Raw genomic sequence first — 15,638 nt, 5'->3', positions numbered from 1 at the left:
CTCCCCCGGCTCCGCACGAACACGAGCAAGGCCGCGCCCCGGATCCCGGGGCGCGGCCTAATTCGTCGGGCTACAGCTGGGCGTAGGTCGCGCTGATCGAACCACGCGCGATGGCGGCGCCGAACAGGTTGAAGCCCAGGTACGCCGGCGTCGCGGTCGCGGGCAGGTCCAGCTTCTCCACCCCCAGGGCGTGCACCACGAAGATGTACCGGTGCGGGCCGTGGCCGGCGGGCGGCGCCGCGCCCACGTATTGCGGCAGGCTCGCGTCGTTGTTCAGCGTGAGCGCGCCCTGCGGAAGCGAGCCCGGCGCACCGTCGCCCGCGCCGGCGGCGAGGGAGGTGACGGATGCGGGGATGTTCGCGACGGCCCAGTGCCAGAACCCGGAGGCCGTGGGCGCGTCCGGGTCGTAACAGGTGACGGCGTAGGACTTGGTGCCCGCGGGCGCACCCGACCACGACAGCTGGGGCGAGAGGTCCTGGCCGCCCGCGCCCATGATCCCGCTGCGCTGCGCGACGGGCAGCTCGGCACCGTCGGCGAAGGTCTCGGAGGTGACGGTGAGCTTCGGCAGGGCGGGCAGGCCGGCGTACGGATCGAACGGTGCGGTCATGAGTGGAACATCCTCTCGTTCTCGTGATTTCACGCGCTATGAGTTCATCAGGAAGTGCTCGAACACCTTGGTGCCGAACAACAGCGCCTCGACGGGCACACGCTCGTCCACGCCGTGGAACAGGGCCGCGAAGTCGAGGTCCTCGGGCAGTTGCAGCGGCGCGAAGCCGAAGCAGCGGATGCCGAGCTTCGCGAAGGCCTTGGCGTCGGTGCCGCCCGACAGCATGTAGGGCACGGTCCGGCCGTCGGGATCGAAGGCGAGGATCGCGTCGTTCATGGCGTCGACCAGGTCGCCGTCGAACTGCGTCTCGTACGAGTCGAGCTTGGTGATCCACTCCCGCTCGATGTCGGGGCCGAGGATCTCGTCGAGCTCGCGCTCGAACGCGGCCTGGCGGCCCGGGAGCACGCGGCAGTCGATCACGGCCTCGGCGATCTGCGGGATGACATTCGCCTTGTACCCTGCGCTGAGCATCGTCGGGTTCGCGGTGTCGCGCAGCGTGGCCCCGACGATGCGGGCCAGCCCGCCGATCTTGGCGAGCTGACCCTCGAGGTCGGGCCCGTCGAGGTCGATGTCGATGGTCGACTCGCGGTCCAGGGCGCGCAGGAAGGCGATCACCGAGTCGGTGAGCACCAGCGGGAACCTGTGCCGGCCCAGGCGTGCTACGGCCTCGGAGAGCAGCGTCACGGCGTTCTCCTCGTGCACGAAGGAGCCGTGCCCCGCGCGCGCCTTGGCCGTGAGCCGCATCCAGCCCAGACTCTTCTCGGCGGACTCCACCAGGTACAGGCGCTTCTTGCCGCCCGACGGGGTGTCGACCGTCAGCGAGAAGCCGCCGACCTCGCCCACGGCCTCGGTGACGCCGGCGAACAGGTCCGGACGGTGCTGCACCAGCCACTGCGAGCCCCAGGTGCCGCCGGCCTCCTCGTCGGCGAGGAAGGCGAAGGTGATGTCGCGCGGCGGCACCGTACCGGTGGACTTCAGCTGCCGGGCCAGCGCGAGCATGATGCCGCACATGTCCTTCATGTCGACCGCGCCGCGCCCCCAGACGTAGCCGTCCTCGACGGCGCCGGAGAACGGGTGCACGCTCCAGTCGGAGGGCTCAGCCGGCACCACGTCCAGGTGACCGTGCACGAGCAGCGTCCCGCGCTTGGGGTTCGCGCCCTTGAGGGTGGCGAACACATTGCCGCGGCCGGGCTGACCGGACTCGACGTACTCCGTCTCGTAGCCGACCTCCTCCAGGCGCGCCTGGACCCACTTGGCGCACTCCTCCTCGCCCCGGGTGGTCTCGATCTCGCCCGTGTTGGAGGTGTCGAAACGGATCAGGGAGCTGACGGTCTCGACGACCTCGTCGAGCGCGTTCACATCAGTGGTAGCCACGCCCTGTATTTAACACGCCGGCGCGTCGACGGTCGCTGTCACGGGCGGCACGACATGGCGATTTGGATTCCCGGGGCGGCGTGGATTACGGTTAACGAGCTTCCCAGCGCGGGTGGCGGAATGGCAGACGCGCTAGCTTGAGGTGCTAGTGTCCTACTAATGGACGTGGGGGTTCAAGTCCCCCTCCGCGCACAGAACGAGAACCCCGGCTCCGGCCGGGGTTCTCGCGTTTCAGCGCCAGTCATCCGCGAGGCGGTGACGAGCTGATCGTCGCGAGGCAGTGGTCACCGGAGAGGAACGCCTCGAGGTCCACCAGTTCCACGCCCGCATCGTGCGCACCCAGCACTCCCTCGATCATCCCGCGGTGCACGGCGCAGGTCACGCCCGGGCGCCGCCGCGCGACCTCGAGGAACGGGCAGCGGTTCAGGCGGATCCCCGCGGCGTGCCGCTCCGGCGCGAAGCCCGCCGCGTCGAGCAGCCCGACGAGATCCTCGACCGGGTCCGTGCCGGAGCGTGCACGCTCGGCCCCCCATGCGCGTCCCGACCGCCGGGCGCGCTCGGTCGCATCGGGCACGGACCCCAGCACGTCCACGAGCAGGCGCGCCAGGAGCGCGAACTCGCGCGGCCCCGAGGGGTCCATCGCGGGGCGGGCGCGGTAGAGCATGCTGGGCCTGCCCGGGCCGTCCGACGGTGCCGGTGTCGCCTCCACGAGCCCGTCCTCCGCGAGGGCGTGCAGGTGGAAGCGCACCGTCGAACTGGGGATGCCCGTCGTTCCCGCGATCCCCGCGACGGTGTGCGCCTCGCGCGTGGCGCGCACATGACGCAGGATCTTCTCGCGCAGGATCTTCTCGGGCATGGGCGGGCGATCCTTCCGATTAATACAAGGCCATCTTGTATTAACCTACGCCCGGTTCGACTACCGCACCACCTGCGGCGCGAGCTCGATCCTGTGGCTCGGATCCCAGGGCACGTCGCCGTGCAGCGACGAGAAGCTGTACTCGATCTGCTCCCCACCCCGGGACTCGTCCAGCCGCAACGCCGCCAACTTGCCCCGCGCGAGCAGCCGCCCCTCCGCGTCGTAGATCCGCGCGTCCCGCTCGGTGACGGCGTCGTAGTCCGCGTGGAATGCCTCGTACAGCTCACGTCCTGTAAAAGTTTCCATGCCTCCATGGTGCGCCGGATTCCGCACGCGCGCCACGGAATCCCGCGCGATCCGGAGCAGTCGGAACAGTTCATCGGATCTTGTCCCCTGCCCGCGGGTCCCGCGCGCGGGCGCACCGTCTGGCAGGGTGGCGGACGTGCCCCAGTCGATCGAGCCCGTCCCGTTCCGCAAGCTGCGCGACATCACGCCCGCCTCGCGATTCGGGGTCGGTGGCACCGACCTCGGAATCGCCTGCCGGGTGGGCGACGAGGTGCTCTACGTCTTCGGCGACACGTTCGAGGGCTTGAGCATCGGCGCCGGCGACTGGCGCTCCCCCGTCGGCCTGTTCGGCGACCGCGGCGGCGTCCTCCGGCGCCCCGCGGGACCCGATCCCCGTCGGGCCCGACAACTGCTCGACTACAGCCACGACACGGGCCGGTTCACCACCATCCTGCCGACCAGCTGCATCGAGGTCGACGGTGCGCTGTACCTGCACACGATGCGGATGCAGAGCCTGGACACGGTCGTCCGGACGGGCCTGTACCGCAGCGACGACGGTGCCACCACCTGGCGGGAGGTGGCGCAGTACAACGCCGGGCACGCGGACGGCTGCTGGTGCATGTGGGCGATGTGCCCCGCACCCGACGGCTACACCTACACCGTGTCCACCGGCGGCCTCAGCCGGGACAAGGGCCTGCGGCTGCACCGGATGCGCACCGAGACGCTGGGAACACTGCGCGACGGCATCGACGTCGAATGGGAGCCCTGGGGCTGGCGCCCCGAGACGGGATGGGCGTGGGGCAACCCGCCCTCCGATCTGGATCTGGGGCGGGGGTACGGGGAGCTGTCCCTGTCGCTGGTCGAGGGCACCTGGGTGCTGACCTACTTCGACGCCGCCGGCTACCGGATCGCGGCGCGGTTCGCGGAGCGGATCGACGGCGTCTGGTCCGATCCGGTCACCCTGCTGCACGGCAGCTCGTGGCAGGACGAGGACCACGCCGCGGGCCGCGTCGCGCAGCTCTACGGCGGATACCTGGTCCCGGGGTCGACTCTGCGTTCCGCGCGCCTCGTCGTCTCGCAGTGGAACACCGCCGTCGGCCACCCCTACAAGTCGATGATGTTCACCGGGGCGCTCCGCCCGGATCGGCCCTGACGCGCGATCACCACCCGCACGTGAACAGAACGTGTTCTAATCCGGTCATGGAGAACGCCTTCGCGCCGGCGCGGCTCGGCCCCGTCGACCTGCGCAACCGGATCATCAAGGCCGCGACCTTCGAGGGTCGCACCCCGGACGCGCTGGTGACCGACGACCTGATCGAGTTTCACACCGAGTTCGCGCGCGGCGGCATCGGCATGACGACGGTCGCCTACTGCGCCGTCGCTCCGGAGGGCCGCACCGAGCGCCGGCAACTCTGGATGCGCCCCGAGGCGGTACCCGGCCTCCGCAGGCTCACGGACGCGGTGCACGCCGAGGGCGCGGCGGTGTCGGCCCAGCTCGGACACGCGGGCCCCGTCGCCGACGGCGCGCAGCACCGTCGCCCGGTGACGCCCAGCCGGATGATCAGCCCGCTCGCGCTGCGCCCGACCCTCCGTCCCGACACGACCGGGATCGACGCGATCGTCCGCGCGCACGCCGACGCGGCCCGACTCGCCGAGGACGCCGGTTTCGACGCGGTCGAACTGCACTTCGGCCACAACTACCTGATCAGCGCGTTTCTCAGCCCGTTGCTCAACCACCGCCGCGACGCGTACGGCGGCGATCTCGCGGGCCGCGCCCGCCTCGCCCGCGAGGTCGCGGAGGCCGTCCGAGGCGCAGTCGGCGGCCGGCTCGCGATCACCGCGAAACTCAACATGACCGACGGCGTGCTCGGCGGCCTGACCCCGGACGACGCGCTTCGCACGGCGCGCTGGTTGGAGGCCGACGGAACCCTCGACGCACTCGAACTCACCGCGGGGAGTTCGCTGCTCAACCCGATGTTCCTGTTCCACGGCACCCCACCGCGCCGGGAGTTCGCGGCGGCCTTCCCGAACGCCGCCCTCCGGGCCGGGCTCCGGGCGGCCGGCCCCGTCTTCCTCCGCGAGTACCCGTACCGCCCGACCTATCTCCTCTCGCTCGCCCGCCGGTTCCGGGCCGCCCTGTCGATGCCGCTCGTGCTGCTCGGCGGCATCGCCGAGCGGGCCGCCGTCGAACGCGCGATGGCGGAGGGCTTCGAGTTCGCCGCGATGGGCCGCGGGCTGCTGCGCACGCCCGATCTCGTCCGGCGCATGCAGGAACTCCCCGACGAGCCGGACCGCTGCACGCACTGCAATCTCTGCATGCCCACGATCTACACCCGCACTCGCTGCCCCGTGCGGGAGGGCGGCTGATCCTCAGGCGATGCCGGGCACCTCGGTCGCCGCGAAATCGGCGAGCGCCTCGGTGACGATGTGCGGAACGTCGCCCGACACGTTGACGGTGACCCCGAACTCGTCGGGGTCCAGCGGCTCCAGGATGCTCAGCTGCGAATCGAGCATGCCCGCCTTCATGAAGTGGCCGGCACGGCTCTGCATCCGCTCCTGCAGGAGACCCTCGTTGCCGGTGAGGAAGACGAAGTACACGCTGGCTCCGGCGGCGCGGATCCGGTCGCGGTACGCGCGTTTGAGCGCGGAGCACGCCACCACCGTGGGCCGGCCGGCGATCATCTCGTCGCGCAGGTACGCACCGATGGTTCCCAGCCACGGCCACCGGTCATCGTCGGTGAGCGGCTGACCGGCCGCCATCTTGGCGCGGTTGGCGTCGGTGTGGAAGTCGTCGCCGTCGGCGAAGCTCCGGCCCAGGCGGGCCGCCAGTTCGGCGCCCACCGTCGACTTGCCGGAGCCCGACACCCCCATCACACAGATCTGGATCGTGGCCACCCGTCGAGTAGATCACGACGGTGCGGAGGCCGGGGGCGGCCCGTCGCATAATTGACCGCGGCGAGGAGCGGGGGTGAGAAGCGGATGTCGGTGTTCGTCGTGGTGATCGTGATCGCGGCGCTCGGGGTCCTTGTCGCCGAGTGGTTCGCCCGCGCGCGACTGCGCGCCAGGCTCGTGCTCCTGGGCACCCCGGTCCTCGGGGCGGCCCCGTCGGTCGTGCTGGACGTGCACCGGCCCGTGCTGCTGCAGCTGCTGCAGCGGCGCCTGTCCGGGCTGGAGATCACCACCCGCGATGTCGGGGCGGGCCCGCACGCCATCCTCCTCGACGGGCGTGCGCGCGGCCTCGCGCCCGTGCCCGGGGGACTGCGGGTCGACGCCCTCACCGCGACCGCCACCCTGCGGCTGTCCTGGATCCGCTCCGTGATCGAGGCGGCCCAGGCCGGCGGAGGAATCGGCGGTATCACCGTGCGCGCCGTGTCATTGGTGCCGCGGCGGAGATCGCTGGCGCTGACGGTCGGGCTGCCGGTGGCGTTCGGGCTCGGCGTCGACCTCCGCGTCGTCGTCGCGGTCGGCGTCACTGCGGGGCGGCTCACCTTCCGGGTGACCGACCTGTCCATGCCGATCGCGGTGATCCCGGTGCCGATCCCCGTCGCCTGGGCGATCGACTCGTGGGTCAAGGAGCTCCGCCCCTCGGTGATCCCGCCCGCTCTCGATGCGCTGACCGTCACGGCTGTCCACTGGCAGGAGGAGGCGGTCACCGTGGACCTGTCGGCCGGTGACGCGACGGTGCCCCTGCCGTCATGAGGGACACTGGTGGCATGCCCGACACGATCAGCCCCATTCCGCCGGAGGACCTCGCCGCGTTCCATCGCGTGCTCGAGGCCGCCGCGCTCCTCGACGACGGCGACCCCCAGTCGGTCGAGGTGCAGCGCGCCGTGGGCCACATGTTCAAGCTGCTCAAGCGCGAGCGGCGCAAGTCCGCCCGCTCCAAGGTCAAGGCCGCCGATCGCGACGTCCTCGAGCGGACGGCCACCGGCAATGCCGAGCGGATCGACGACGAGACGGCCGGGATCCTGCTGACCACGCCGACGGTGGGCGACAGCGCCGGCGAGCTCCTGCGGCCGCAGAGCTGCTACATCTGCAAGCAGCCGTACACCCGGATCGACGCGTTCTACCACCAGCTCTGCCCCGACTGCGCGGCGTTCAGCCACGCCAAGCGCGACGCGACCACGGATCTGCGCGGCCGGCGCGCGCTGCTCACCGGCGGCCGCGCCAAGATCGGGATGTACATCGCCCTGCGCCTGTTGCGCGACGGCGCCGACCTCACCATCACCACCCGGTTCCCGACGGACGCGGCGCGGCGGTTCGCCGCGCTCGCCGACAGCGCCGAGTGGCTCGACCGCCTGCACATCGTCGGCATCGACCTGCGCGACCCGTCGCAGGTCAGTGCGATGGCCGACGCCGTCGCGGCCCGCGGCCCGCTCGACATCATCATCAACAACGCGGCGCAGACGGTGCGCCGCTCCCCCGGCGCGTACTCGGCACTCGTCGACGCCGAGTCCGGCGACGTCCCGGCCGCGCTGGCGAGCCGGATCATCCGGTTCGGCCGGGCGAGCTCGGCGCACCCCGCCGCCCTGACCGAGGCCCTGGACGGACACACCGGCGATGTCTCCGGCGATCTCGCGGCGCTGGATCCCGCCGCCCTGACCGCGCTCGCGCTGCGCGGCGGCTCGTCGTCCGCGGCGCGGGTCGAGGACGGCACCGCGGTCGACGCGGGCGGCCTGCTCCCCGACCTCGTGCACACCAACTCCTGGGTGCAGACCGTCGAGGAGGTCGAGCCGCTCGAACTGCTCGAGGTGCAGCTGTGCAACTCGGTGGCGCCGTTCATCCTCATCTCGAAGCTGCGCCCCGCGCTCGCCGCCTCGTCCGCGCGCCGCAAGTACGTCGTCAACGTCTCCGCGATGGAGGGCCAGTTCGGGCGGGGCTACAAGGGCCCCGGCCACCCGCACACCAATATGGCCAAGGCCGCGCTGAACATGCTCACCCGCACCTCCAGCGCCGAAATGCTGGAACAGGACGGCATTCTCATGACCGCCGTCGACACGGGCTGGATCACCGACGAGCGCCCCCACCACACCAAGATGCGCCTCGCGGAGGAGGGCTTCCGCGCCCCCCTCGACCTGGTCGACGGGGCCGCCCGCGTCTACGACCCGATCGTGCAGGGCGAGGCGGGCGTGGACCTGCACGGGTGCTTCCTCAAGGACTACAAGCCCTCGCCCTGGTGATGGGCGGCCCGCCGCCGCGGTGACCGGGGACTAGGGTCGACGGGGTGACGGAAACGAAGGTCCTGTTCGACTGCGATACCGGCGTCGACGACTCGATCGCGCTGCTCTACCTGCTGAGCAAGCCCGAGGTGAACCTGCTCGGGATCGTCTCGTCCGCCGGCAACGTCCCCGCCCCGCAGGTCGTCGAGAACAATCTCGGCTGGCTGGAACTCCTGGGCCGCACCGACATCGACGTCTTCGTCGGTTCCGACGCGCCACTGGCGACGCCGCTGATGACCACGGAGGAGACGCACGGGCCCTTCGGCGTGGGATACGCCGACCTGCCCACGCCCGGCCGCGGACCGTCGGACGTCCCGGGCGCGCAGGCGTGGTCGGACCTGACCCGGGCGCACCCCGGCGAGGTCGTGGCCCTGGTCACCGGCCCCTGCACGAACCTCGCCCTGGCCCTGCGCGACGACCCGGGAATCCTGACCCGACTGCGCCGCCTGGTCATCATGGGCGGCGTCTTCTGGCATCCGGGCAATACGACCCCCACCTCGGAGTGGAACGTCGCCGTCGACCCCGAGTCACTGTGGGAGGTGTTGCGCGCGTACGGAGAACTCGACGGCACCGGCACGCCGCTGCCGATCCTGTGCCCGCTCGACCTGACGGAGACCATCGAGCTCACGCCCGACCACGTCCTCCGGCTCGCCGATGCCGCGGGCAGCAGCCCGGCCGAATGCCTCGCCTCCGAGGACGCCGACGGTACGCGGTCGGCCGCGAGCAATCCCGTGGTGCGGGCGATGTCCGACGCGGTGCGGTTCTACTTCGAATTCCACCGGGACCACGACCAGGGATACATCGCGCACATGCACGACCCCTTCGCGGCGGCGGTGGCCCTGGACCCGTCGATCGCGACGACCCGCGCCCTCCCGGTCGACGTCGAGCTCGCCGGATCGCTCACGCGCGGCACCACCATCGCCGACGTGCACGGCACCTGGAACCGTCCGGACACGGCGCAGATCGCGGTCGCCGCCGACCAGGCCGCGTTCTTCGACGACCTGCTCGACTCGATCGCAGGGCTCGCCCGTGGCCGCCGCTGAGGGCCAGATCGCGGCGTTCCTCGCCGTGGCCGCCGAGACCCTGGACACCGTCGAGTCCGTCTTGGACGACCTCGACGACCGCACGGTGAATCTGGCCACGCCGCACGGTAACTCAGTGTTCGCTCTGGTGACGCACGTGGGCGGCGCCCTGGGCTACTGGGGCGGATCGCTGCTGGCGGGCGAGGACATCCCGCGGGACCGCTCGTCCGAGTTCGTCTCGACCGGCACGGTCGACGAGGCCCGGGCGATCGTGCGAGGACTGCGCGCCGACCTCCCCCGATGGGCGGCCGTGGCGGCGACCGGCATCCGCAATCCCGCGGCGACGGGGACCACACGGCGCGACGCGGCGACCGCGACGCCGGAGTGGGTGCTCACGCACATGCTGCGCGAGCTGACCCAGCACACCGGACACATGCAGATCTGCCGCGATGTCGTGGTCGCTGCCGCACACTGACTCGCATGCTGATTCCGAAGGCGATCGCCGAGGGGGTGCGCGACGGCACCGTCACCACGCAGTACCGCCGGTGGGACACGCCCCGGGTCAAGGTGGGCGGTAATCAGGTCACCCCGGCCGGGGTGCTGCGCTTCACCCGGGTCACGCGGGTGCCCGATGTCGAGAAGATCAGCGACCGGGCGGCGCGCGCGGCGGGAATGAAGGACGCCACCGCGTTGCGGCGGGCGCTGCGGCCGCGGGATCCCGACGCGCCCCGCCGCGAGCGGACCGCCCGCGGCGGCGAGCACGTCTACCGGATCCACCTCGAGTACGCCGGTGCGGACCCGCGGCTGGCCCTGCGCGAGGAAATTCCCGACGATGCCGCTCTCGCGTCGATCGACAAGCGCCTCGCACGGCTCGACGCCCGTCCGACGGGGCCGTGGACCCGCGACATCCTCACCTGGATCCGCGATCACCCGCACGTCGTGTCCAAGGAACTCGCCGCCGAGCGCGGCGTGGAACTGCAGCCCATGAAGGCCGACATCCGCAAGCTCAAGGGCATGGGCCTGACCATCAGCCACGAGGTCGGCTACGAGCTCTCGCCACGCGGCGCGGCGTACCTGGACCGGCTGGAGTCGCAGTAGCGAGCGAACCCCACCGAGGGTAGCCTGGTAGGTACATACCTACCAGGAGCTCCGCATGACCGACATGGTGAACAGGTCGATATCCGCCCGCGATTTCAACCGCGACGTCAGTGCCGCGAAACGCGCAGCCGACGAAGCGCCAGTATTCATCACTGACCGAGGCGAACCGGCGTACGTTCTCATGTCCATCGCGGCGTACCGCCGGCTCGAAAGCCCCCGAGTGAGCCTCGCCGACGCGCTCGCGATGAAAGAACCGGTGGATCCCGATCTCGATCTGGAGTTCGAGACTGGCCTCATCGATTGGACGCCACGCGAAGTCGACCTGTCGTGAGCTACCTCCTCGACACAAATGTCCTCAGCGAGCTGCGACGCCCCGCTCTCGCGGATCCGCGTGTCGTGCGATGGGCGCGGGGGCAGGACTCTTCTCGCCACTTCATCAGCGTGCTCACGCTCATGGAGATCGAACGGGGAATCGTCAAGAAGGAACGAACAGACGCCCGTGCTGGCGCAGTTCTCCGGAAGTGGTTCGATGACGACGTCCTCTCCAGGTTCGCAGAACGCACGATTCCGGTGGATCGTTTGATCGCTCGGCTGACGGCCCAGCTGCCGTCGCCGGACCCGCTACCCGGGAACGACTCCCTCATCGCAGGTACCGCGATCATCCACGGACTGACCGTCGTCACCCGCAACACCAAGCATTTCGAGTCCACCGGCGTACCCATGGTCAACCCGTGGGAGTTCGAGGACTGATACCCGTCAGGCCGGCTGCTCCGATTCCGCGGCGCCCTCGGCGGTGGACTTGGCCCAGCGGTAGTCGGCCTTGCCGGCCGGGGTCCGCTTGACCTCGTCGACGAAGACGATGGTGCGGGGCACCTTGTAGCCGGCGAGCTCGGTGCGGGCGAAGGTCTGCACGTCCTCGACCGACGGACGCTCGTGCCCCGCCGCGACGGAGATCACCGCCGCGACCCGCTGGCCGTACCGCTCGTCGGGCACCGGGACCACCAGGGCGTCGGAGATCGCGGGGTGCCCGTGCAGCGTGGCCTCGACCTCCTCCGCGTAGACCTTCTCGCCACCGGTGTTGATGCACTGGCTGCCGCGGCCGAGGAAGACGATGCCGCCGTCCTCCGCGGGATAGCCCATGTCGCCGAGCACCGAGATCCGCCGGCCGTCCGCGAGTGTCGGAAAGGTGCGCGCCGACTTCTCGGGATCGTTGTAGTACCCCAGCGGGACATTGCCGACCCGGGCGATGAAACCGACCGTGCCGGGCGTGGTGATCTCGGCGAAGGACTCGTCGACCACCATCATCTTCTCGGTGGGCGGGGCCTTGAGGTTGCCGTTCTCGTCGAGCGTCATCACTCCGTCGTTGCCGGACTCCGAGGCTCCGAAGTTGTCCCGGAGGATCAGCTCGGGCTTGATCGCGGCCATCCGATCGCGCACGTGCTTGGACCAGATGGCACCGCCCGACGTGATCGAGAACAGCGATGAGAAGTCCGCGGTGTCCTTCTGCTTCTCCATCTCCTCGACGAGCGGGATGCCCATGGCGTCACCGACGATGAGGATGGTCTGGGTCTGATCGCGCTTGATGTTGCGGACGATCTGCTCGGCCTTGAAGTCGCGTTCGAGGATCACTCGCGAGCCGAGCACGAAGAAGGTGAACAGCGAATACGCGGCTGCGCCGTGCATGAGCGGAGCGGCGATCAGGAAAGCCAGCGGCGGGAACTGCTGGGCGCCCTCGCCGACCTCCTCCAGCGAGCTGCGGGGCTCACCGCCGTAGGGCACGCCGGCGGAGAGCGGCTTGCGGAAGAAGTCGTCGTGCTGCCAGACGACGCCCTTCGGGTAGCCCGTCGTGCCGCCGGTGTAGATGATGTAGTGCTCCTCGCCGGTGCGCGGCTCGAAGTCCCGCGTCGTGGCGTGGGAGGCGGCGTCGGCGAAGGGCACGAGGGCGATGTCGGGCGCACCGTCGACCGCGGCGGCGAGCTCGGGGTCGACCTCGCCGACCACGAACACGGTCCGGAGGTCGGGGAGCTTGCCGATGAGCCCGGCCAGCGTGCGCTGGTGCTCCGCCATCTCGACGACGATGCCGCGCGAGTCCGAGTTGGTGAAGATGTACTCGAGCTCGGGCCCGGTGTACCGGTAGTTGACGTTCACCGGTACGGCGCGGATCTTGATCAGCGCGAGCAGCGACTGCACGTGCTCGACACTGTTCTTGAGGAACAGCGCGACGTGGTCGAAGGCGCCGATCCCGTTGGCGGCGAACAGATGCGCCACCTGGTTGGCCTGGCCGTCCATGTCGGCGTACGAGGTCTGTTCCCCCTCGTAGCTCAACACGACCCGCTCCGGAACCGCGTCGACGACGGCCTCGAAGACATCGGCGAGGTTGAACTTCATGCGCACTCCTGTTCCTGACCTGCGAACCCGTCCAGCTCGGCAGAACGTGTTCTAGTTGTAACAGGTTCTACCGCATCGCGGGGCGGAATCGGACGCAACTCGCCGTCGATGGTCCACGAATATCGCTCACGGCGCGGGGAATCCTCGTCAGAAGCCGGTGCACGGACCACAGTTGTCGCCCATGACCACATCGCTCATCGCTCCCCCGACCGACGCGGACCTCGATGCGACCTTCGGCCCGCTGTACGCCAGCATCGCCGAGGGCGCCGTCGCCCGCGAGCGCGACCGCGAGCTCGTGCACGCTCCGATCGCGCTGCTCAAGGAAGCCGGGTTCACCGCGCTACGGGTTCCGCAGGAGCACGGCGGGTCCGGTGTGACGCTCCGGCAGTTCTTCCGCCAGCTGATCGCCCTGGCAGCCGCCGACTCCAACATTCCGCAGGCGCTGCGCGTGCACGTCAACTTCGTCGAGGACCAGCGGCTGGCGAACACCCCCGCCGGGGACGACTGGCTGCGGGCCGTGGCCGACGGCACGGTGGTCGGCAATGCGATCACCGAGCCCGGCGCCGGTTCCGTCGGCGGCTACGCGACCACCCTCACGCGCGACGGCGGTGGATACCGGCTCAACGGCACCAAGTTCTACTCCACCGGATCCCTCTACGCCGATGCGATCCTCGTCGCCGCGGATCTCGACGGCGAGCGGGTGGGCGTCCTCGTCAACGCGGACGCCGAGGGCGTGGCGAGGGCCGACGACTGGAACGGTTTCGGCCAGCGCCTCACCGCCAGCGGTACGACGGTGTTCACCGACGTCGCCGTGCCCGCCGACCGTCTCCTCGGCGCCGGGTACGGCGCGCCGGGCGCGACCTACGCCACGTCGTACCTGCAGCTGGTGCAACTGGCGGGACTCGCGGGCATCGCGCAGCGGGCCACCGATGACACCATCGCCTGGGTCCGGGCGCGCACCCGCACCTTCTCGCACGCCGCCGCCGACCTGCAGCGCCACGACCCGCTCGTGCAGCAGGTGATCGGCCGGCTCTCCAGCGCCGCCTGGGCGGCTAAGCAGTCCGTGCTCGCGGTCGCCGACGTGCTCGACGAGACCCTGGCGGACCGTCGGGTGCACGAGGACCTGGTGCCGGAGGCCGAACTGGCCGCGGCACACGCCCAGCTCGCCGTGATCGACCTCGTGCTCAAGGCCACGAGCGACCTGTTCGAGGTGGGCGGCGCGTCGATCGTGGACGCCGACCTGCGCCTCGACCGGCACTGGCGCAATGCCCGCACGCTCGCGGTGCACAACCCCGCGATCCAGAAGGCCCGTGCCGTGGGAGACCTGCTCCTCAACGGCACCGACCTGCCCTACGCGTGGAACGCCGGTTCCCGCACCGAGATCGCCAAGTAGTCACACCACCGAAAGGCACGACCATGACCCAGGCACGCATCGCCATCATCGGCGCCGGAGTGGTGGGAGCCACCGCCGCCCTCGTCCTCGCCCGCGCCGGGCACCCCGTCGACCTCTACAGCGACCGCACCCCCGAACAGCTCCGCGACGAGGTACCCGCCACCGGCACCGCGGTCCTGTTCGGACACTCGCGCGATGTCGACCACACCCTCGTCGAGGAGCTCTACCCCGACGCCCCGGTCTCGACCGGCATGAACACCCGCCTCACCACGGGCGAGCCCGGCGCCCTGCAGGACGTGCTGGCCTTCGACCCCGACTTCACCTACACCGCTGCCGGAATCGACGTGCGACTGCGCGCGTACGACCGCATCCGGCTGTTCGAGCAGGCCGGCGGGCGCTTCCACGTCGAGACGGTGAGCCCCGAGAACCTCGATGACATCGCCGCCGCGCACGACCTGACGCTCGTCTCCACCGGCAAGGGCGGACTGTCCGGCCTGTTCCCCGTCGACGAGTCGCGCACCGTCTACCGCTCCCCGCAGCGGCACCTGCTGGCCGCCGCGTTCACGGGCCTCGGGCACGGATCCGACGTGTTCACCGCCCGTGGTCACGGGGCGGGCGCGCACAACGTGTTCAACCTGCACACACCACGGCGAGATCTGGATCGGCCCGTACTGGCACAAGGACGCGGGAGCGTCATGGAGCGTCCTCGGGTTCGCCAAGCCCGACGGTGCCTGGGTCGACCGGTTCGGCGAGGTCACGGACGCGCACAGCGCCCTCGAGGTGGTCGTGAGCATCTACCGCGACTACTTCCCCGACGATCTTCCCGATATCGAGAAGCTCCGGGTGATCGAGCAGGACCCGAGGTCGTGGCTGCGCGGCGCGGTCACCCCGACGGTGCGGCAGGGCGTCGGATACACCCGCGGCGGACGCCCCGTCGCCGCGCTCGGCGACAGCGCGATCGCCTTCGACCCGATCGCCGGGCAGGGCGCGCAGACCGGGCTGATCCAGGTCGCGGCCTTGGTCAAGGCCGTAGAACGCCATGTCGCAGAGGGCGGCGCCTTCACCGCAGACTGGATCGTCGACCAGTTCGACCGGCACTGGGAGGAGCGCGGGCACGCCGCGGCCGAGGCCACCCGGCTCTTCCTCGGCGATCCGGACTACGCCTTCGTCGCCGGTCCGCTGTTCGCGGGCGCCGTCGCCGACGACGCCGTCGGCGCGGCATTGTTCGGGCTGATCTCCGAGCCCGCGCCCATCCTCGACCTCAAGACCGACGAGGACGTCGAGCGGTTCATCGCCGACGCGCGGGCCGCGCTGGTGCGCGGCTGACCAGGAACGGGGCGGCGGCGTGATCGCCCTCGCCGCCGCCCCGTTCGGCGGAGGCGGCCACTCGGTGTCC

At 70.7% G+C, this 15,638-nt stretch carries 18 protein-coding genes and 1 tRNA gene; 12 read left to right on the top strand and 7 right to left on the bottom strand.

What is annotated here, in order from left to right:
• Positions 1–70 precede the first annotated feature (70 nt).
• Positions 71–607 (bottom strand): YbhB/YbcL family Raf kinase inhibitor-like protein, encoded by a 537-nt coding sequence (locus HF999_RS01195; RefSeq protein WP_168544105.1) that lies wholly within the window; start codon positions 605–607, stop codon positions 71–73.
• A 36-nt stretch (positions 608–643) separates the two neighbouring features.
• Positions 644–1,981 (bottom strand): M20/M25/M40 family metallo-hydrolase, encoded by a 1,338-nt coding sequence (locus HF999_RS01190; RefSeq protein WP_312853969.1) that lies wholly within the window; start codon positions 1,979–1,981, stop codon positions 644–646.
• Positions 1,982–2,087: 106 nt separating this feature from the next.
• Between HF999_RS01190 and HF999_RS01185 the strand changes: the two genes are divergently transcribed.
• Positions 2,088–2,173: transfer RNA gene (locus HF999_RS01185), tRNA-Leu, on the top strand.
• A gap of 49 nt (positions 2,174–2,222) precedes the next feature.
• Here the strand turns inward: HF999_RS01185 and HF999_RS01180 are convergent.
• Both HF999_RS01180 and HF999_RS01175 read right to left on the bottom strand, forming a co-directional pair.
• Positions 2,223–2,837, bottom strand: coding sequence for a helix-turn-helix transcriptional regulator (locus tag HF999_RS01180; protein ID WP_168544104.1), 615 nt, complete (start codon positions 2,835–2,837; stop codon positions 2,223–2,225).
• Between the two features lie 60 nt (positions 2,838–2,897).
• Complete coding sequence (locus HF999_RS01175; RefSeq protein ID WP_168544103.1) at positions 2,898–3,143, bottom strand: hypothetical protein; 246 nt, start codon at positions 3,141–3,143, stop codon at positions 2,898–2,900.
• A gap of 127 nt (positions 3,144–3,270) precedes the next feature.
• Here HF999_RS01175 and HF999_RS01170 point away from each other — a divergent pair, with 127 nt between their 5' ends.
• Both HF999_RS01170 and HF999_RS01165 read left to right on the top strand, forming a co-directional pair.
• Positions 3,271–4,275, top strand: coding sequence for a DUF4185 domain-containing protein (locus tag HF999_RS01170; RefSeq protein WP_168544102.1), 1,005 nt, complete (start codon positions 3,271–3,273; stop codon positions 4,273–4,275).
• Between the two features lie 47 nt (positions 4,276–4,322).
• Positions 4,323–5,489 carry an NADH:flavin oxidoreductase gene (locus HF999_RS01165; RefSeq protein ID WP_168544101.1) on the top strand — a complete coding sequence of 389 codons (1,167 nt, stop codon included), beginning with the start codon at positions 4,323–4,325 and terminating at the stop codon, positions 5,487–5,489.
• 3 nt (positions 5,490–5,492) lie between these two features.
• Here HF999_RS01165 and HF999_RS01160 read toward each other — a convergent pair whose 3' ends face one another.
• Positions 5,493–6,017 (bottom strand): gluconokinase, encoded by a 525-nt coding sequence (locus HF999_RS01160; RefSeq protein ID WP_312853968.1) that lies wholly within the window; start codon positions 6,015–6,017, stop codon positions 5,493–5,495.
• A gap of 84 nt (positions 6,018–6,101) precedes the next feature.
• Between HF999_RS01160 and HF999_RS01155 the strand changes: the two genes are divergently transcribed.
• The 7 genes from HF999_RS01155 to HF999_RS01125 are packed head-to-tail and all read left to right on the top strand — an operon-like array spanning position 6,102 to position 11,211.
• Positions 6,102–6,821, top strand: coding sequence for a hypothetical protein (locus HF999_RS01155; RefSeq protein ID WP_168544100.1), 720 nt, complete (start codon positions 6,102–6,104; stop codon positions 6,819–6,821).
• A gap of 14 nt (positions 6,822–6,835) precedes the next feature.
• The gene (locus tag HF999_RS01150; protein WP_168544099.1) at positions 6,836–8,302 is read left to right on the top strand and encodes an SDR family NAD(P)-dependent oxidoreductase; all 1,467 of its coding nucleotides are present in this window, start codon (positions 6,836–6,838) and stop codon (positions 8,300–8,302) included.
• Positions 8,303–8,346: 44 nt separating this feature from the next.
• On the top strand, positions 8,347–9,384 hold the full coding sequence (locus tag HF999_RS01145) for a nucleoside hydrolase (protein WP_168544098.1): 1,038 nt from the start codon (positions 8,347–8,349) through the stop codon (positions 9,382–9,384).
• A complete protein-coding gene (locus HF999_RS01140; RefSeq protein WP_168544097.1) occupies positions 9,371–9,838 on the top strand; it encodes a mycothiol transferase in 468 nt (155 codons plus the stop codon). Before HF999_RS01145 ends, HF999_RS01140 begins: the two co-directional genes overlap by 14 nt.
• Positions 9,839–9,843: 5 nt before the next feature.
• Positions 9,844–10,461 (top strand): ASCH domain-containing protein, encoded by a 618-nt coding sequence (locus HF999_RS01135; protein ID WP_168544096.1) that lies wholly within the window; start codon positions 9,844–9,846, stop codon positions 10,459–10,461.
• A 55-nt stretch (positions 10,462–10,516) separates the two neighbouring features.
• A complete protein-coding gene (locus HF999_RS01130; RefSeq protein WP_246207012.1) occupies positions 10,517–10,792 on the top strand; it encodes a type II toxin-antitoxin system Phd/YefM family antitoxin in 276 nt (91 codons plus the stop codon).
• Positions 10,789–11,211: a type II toxin-antitoxin system VapC family toxin gene (locus HF999_RS01125; protein WP_168544095.1), complete on the top strand. Its 423-nt coding sequence runs from the start codon at positions 10,789–10,791 to the stop codon at positions 11,209–11,211. The genes HF999_RS01130 and HF999_RS01125 overlap by 4 nt, the downstream gene beginning before the upstream one ends.
• Before the next feature lie 6 nt (positions 11,212–11,217).
• Here the strand turns inward: HF999_RS01125 and HF999_RS01120 are convergent, their stop codons facing one another.
• Positions 11,218–12,849, bottom strand: a complete 1,632-nt coding sequence (locus HF999_RS01120; protein WP_168544094.1) for an AMP-binding protein — start codon at positions 12,847–12,849, stop codon at positions 11,218–11,220.
• 181 nt (positions 12,850–13,030) lie between these two features.
• Here HF999_RS01120 and HF999_RS01115 point away from each other — a divergent pair, with 181 nt between their 5' ends.
• Positions 13,031–14,242, top strand: a complete 1,212-nt coding sequence (locus tag HF999_RS01115) for an acyl-CoA dehydrogenase family protein (protein WP_168544093.1) — start codon at positions 13,031–13,033, stop codon at positions 14,240–14,242.
• Here HF999_RS01115 and HF999_RS22305 read toward each other — a convergent pair.
• Complete coding sequence (locus tag HF999_RS22305; protein ID WP_246207009.1) at positions 14,200–14,820, bottom strand: hypothetical protein; 621 nt, start codon at positions 14,818–14,820, stop codon at positions 14,200–14,202. The two genes, HF999_RS01115 and HF999_RS22305, sit on opposite strands and share 43 nt — an antisense overlap.
• Here HF999_RS22305 and HF999_RS22300 point away from each other — a divergent pair.
• Positions 14,728–15,591 carry a hypothetical protein gene (locus tag HF999_RS22300; RefSeq protein WP_512700777.1) on the top strand — a complete coding sequence of 288 codons (864 nt, stop codon included), beginning with the start codon at positions 14,728–14,730 and terminating at the stop codon, positions 15,589–15,591. The two genes, HF999_RS22305 and HF999_RS22300, sit on opposite strands and share 93 nt — an antisense overlap.
• Positions 15,592–15,638 lie beyond the last annotated feature (47 nt).

Source organism: Tsukamurella spumae, assembly GCF_012396015.1.
GTDB classification, from domain to species: domain Bacteria; phylum Actinomycetota; class Actinomycetes; order Mycobacteriales; family Mycobacteriaceae; genus Tsukamurella; species Tsukamurella spumae.
Note: the sequence above shows the minus strand (reverse complement) of the source record. Positions and strands in the feature narration are given on the sequence as shown.